This is a genomic window from Loktanella agnita (genome assembly GCF_046640325.1).
Lineage (GTDB): Bacteria > Pseudomonadota > Alphaproteobacteria > Rhodobacterales > Rhodobacteraceae > Yoonia > Yoonia agnita.
Map to the genome: position 1 here is coordinate 1 of NZ_JBJMBF010000038.1, position 3,414 is coordinate 3,414.

At 53.4% G+C, this 3,414-nt stretch carries 3 protein-coding genes; 2 read left to right on the forward strand and 1 reads right to left on the reverse strand.

Annotation, left to right across the window (positions count from 1 at the left end; translation table 11 throughout):
- Window positions 1–141: 141 nt before the first annotated feature.
- Window positions 142–1,026 (forward strand): replication initiation protein, encoded by an 885-nt coding sequence (locus ACJ5NV_RS20310; protein WP_411646691.1) that lies wholly within the window; start codon window positions 142–144, stop codon window positions 1,024–1,026.
- A 407-nt stretch (window positions 1,027–1,433) separates the two neighbouring features.
- On the forward strand, window positions 1,434–1,703 hold the full coding sequence (locus ACJ5NV_RS20315; protein ID WP_411646693.1) for a hypothetical protein: 270 nt from the start codon (window positions 1,434–1,436) through the stop codon (window positions 1,701–1,703).
- 768 nt (window positions 1,704–2,471) lie between these two features.
- Here ACJ5NV_RS20315 and ACJ5NV_RS20320 read toward each other — a convergent pair.
- Entirely contained in the window at window positions 2,472–3,056 is a 585-nt protein-coding gene (locus tag ACJ5NV_RS20320; RefSeq protein ID WP_411646695.1) for a hypothetical protein, read from the reverse strand.
- Window positions 3,057–3,414: the final 358 nt, after the last annotated feature.

Consider the following 3,414-nt stretch of genomic DNA (forward strand, 5'->3'; position numbering starts at 1 on the left):
CCATTTTTCTATTTCGAGGTCAGCTAACCCCCCGTTTTCTATTGGGGAAATGTGGCCGAAGGTGAGCGATTGCGGGTGAAAGGTGAGCGATTGCGGGTGAGGTGAGTTGCCTAGGTGAGCCTTCACCCTTAGCCTTCACCCATGGCCAAACTGACCACCTTAGACGCAATCCGGATGCACCGGCCTGACTCTGACGCCATCGTCGCGGCTGGTGAGGTTGCGGATATGCGCTTTACGACTGGCGGTAGCCTGAGCCTGCGCGCCGCCAAGCTATTTTGTCTGCTTATCCAAGAGGCCGGAATTGCCGTTGCCGACCAGGTGCAACATCGGATCCCCTACGCCGTCCTAAACGAGACGTTTCATAAGAGCCGCGATGAACTGGCCGAAGCCATCCACGAGCTGCACATGACCACAGTGTCGGTCCAAGTGGTGAGCCGCAAGGGCCGCCCATTCACCAAGAGCGGGCCGATCCTGAGCGATGTGGAACGGGAACCAGATAGCCTTGATGACGCTGAAATCAGGTTTGAGTTTTCGCCCGCGATGCGCCGTGTCATTGCTGATTCGACCCATTGGGCCGCCGTATCCCGCCGCGCCGTGCTGGCCTTCGAGAGCCGCTATAGCCTGCGCCTGTATATGCACATCGGTTTGCGGGTGAACCGCCGCCAAGTGTCCGAAGAACTGACCCTAGACGAATTGCGTAGTGTCCTAGGGGTACCAGATGGAACATTTCGCAGGTGGCAAGACTTGCGCCGCTTTGCCATCGACCGCGCCGTTGCTGAGATTAATCAGCTTGCAGGCTTTACCGCCGTCTATGCGCCGCTCAAGCGTGGCCGCCGCGTTGTAGGTGTTCGACTGGCATGGGGCCGCAAGGATACGCCCGACCTAATCGAGACACAACGCGAACTGGACCGCCCGCGCATTGGTCGGACTGCGCGCCGTGAAGGGCGGGTCGAAACGATAGCACAAGAGCGCCATAGGCTTGCTGAAAGCCTCGCTAATGCACCTGGCCTAGGCCGGACTAGTTAGCCGGATCAATGAACCGCTGTGAGCCACCCTATTTTAGTGAGATCTGACGATGCCTAAACTATCGCCGCGTGAGGCTGTGAGGGTTTACAAGGTGAGCCGCGCAACACTAATGAAATCCTTGTCAGACGGCACTGTGAGCGGCTCCAAGGATGACGCCGGACATTGGCGCATTGATGCCGCCGAACTTGCGCGGGTCTATGCACCACGACCGACTGAAAAGGATGTGAGCCGGTCTAAGCCGCACCAAGTGAGCCGCAGTGAACCGGGCCAGAAAACAGACGTAGACCATGACATAGCCACACGCCTTGCTCTTGCTGAGGCCGCCCTGGAAGCTGAGCGCGAAAAGACGGCAATGCTACAACGCCACCTTGATGACGTGCGCCGGATGCTGCCACCACCTGAGAGCAATGATTATCCTGCAATCAGGAAAAGGCGTAGCTGGTGGCCATTTTGAGAAAGAAAAATCCATGAAGAAACTCACTCGTTGCGCCGTTGTGGCGCTGATGCTTACCCCCGCTGTGAGTACGGCTCAGGCACAGGAAATGCGGCCACTCGGTGAGCTATTTGAAAGTGCAGCTGCGCCATATGGTCAGGACGAATTGATCAAAAGTGACATGTTCGTTTGCCAACTTATCGCTGAGCTGGCTGTGGCTACAGTTGGAGATCTTGACCAATAAAAACCGTGGTGGCCGTGGTCATAGAGATGTTGGAAAATTCGGTGCCTTTCCCGCTATCGAGGTCACTTGCGCGCGTATTGCGTAAAAAACTCTCTAACCTTTTGTCGCATAACACTTTTTCTGGCTAACTTGTTCACGCAATAAAATTACACGAGCCTCTAAATATGCCTATTTTAGGCCTGTTTTCGTCTAAGTGACCGCAATCGTTGAATAATTTATTCAACATAATGTGTGTTATCAGCCTTTTATGCCTCACGCGCGCACGTCGCGGTCGCTTGCGCCGATCAACGCAAAACCTTTGGGCAACCTTAAGGATTTTCCATCATTTAGGAACCGGCCTTTTACGGCGTCTGAAAATTCATGGTGGATCTTCCCTGCTTTCAGGGTACGCCGCATAGTCGCGCCCATATACGCCCGCCTGAGGCCGTCTAAGCCCTTGCGGCACCTTCACCTAGCAAACTGATGCAGATGCGTCTGTGAGCGCCGCTATGGGCGGCCTGCGCACGAACGATGTAAGCTGTTCGCCACGCCTGTGAACTTGAGAGTTAAAACCACCCGTTTTTTGCGTGTTTCAGCCGTCAAAATTCTCATTCGCATAAATACATACATGTTAATTACAATATTAATTGGCGTGGCTGAGAAGGTAATAGCGGGGCTATTAGTGGCTTGGATTTTGCACGTCATAAAAAAAACTAGAGACAAGCGCTCATAACAAAAAAAACTGGCGTCCAGCATTTTAGTGTTGGGCGCCATAGTTTGTAGGCTGGTCTATGCTGTCCAGCCCAGCCGTGCTTGCGCCGTTTCACCGATGGGCTTGGATATTCCAAAACGCTTGCCCTGGATGGGGCCGTCACCGCCGCGATATTTGAAGCATTGGCGATGCTGGTTTGGAACTCGCCGCCCGTACCTTGGCCGCGTCGGTGGCGTTGCTTTGCCCAGATATTCGCCTGCATTGTCGTAGCGTTGGTTGATATACCATGCGCCGGTGGTCGACTTAGCGATGCATTTCTTTTTGCCGTCAGTTTCGCCAGCCGCCTCACCGGTCCAAGTGGAAATCTGTGATGCAAGGTCAGCCTGGTGATGCCGAGGTAGGTGGATTGCGATATGCCAATGCTCGCCGTGGTGATCATTGCGCCCGCCGGTATACTCCCTTACCCAGATGCATGACCAGGTGAGGCCTCGATGAGTGACCCACTTTCTAAGCAACTCTAGGAAGTCGCGGCATCCATCCCAAAGATGCCCAATGTCGAAAATACTGCCTGACCCTATTCTTTGCAGATGAGCCGCGTTGATGGTTATCAGCGTGTTTATGGGTTTCTTGATATGTGTTGCAAACCTGACGGCGGTAGTCATCCGTTTCTCTGCATTGAGTGGCAGATACGTACTTTCTGGATAGCGGGGACAGCCTACTAGGCGAGAAGTTGGTGTAGATACGCCTTTTTTCAGTGTTCCTACGTTTTCGCTAAGTGTCGCGTTCTGCATAATATTCTTTCTCGGCCCTGGTCTTGTCTGCATTGGCTGTTCTTGGTGGTATGTTACCCAATAAACGGAAGCACGTGAAGATATGGTGAGAACAAAAGTGAACGTCGCAAGATGTGGTGACTTATCCACAAGCTGCCGTAAGATTCTTATTTCCATTTTTCTATTTCGAGGTCAGCTAACCCCCCGTTTTCTATTGGGGAAATGTGGCCGAAGGTGAGCGATTGCGGGT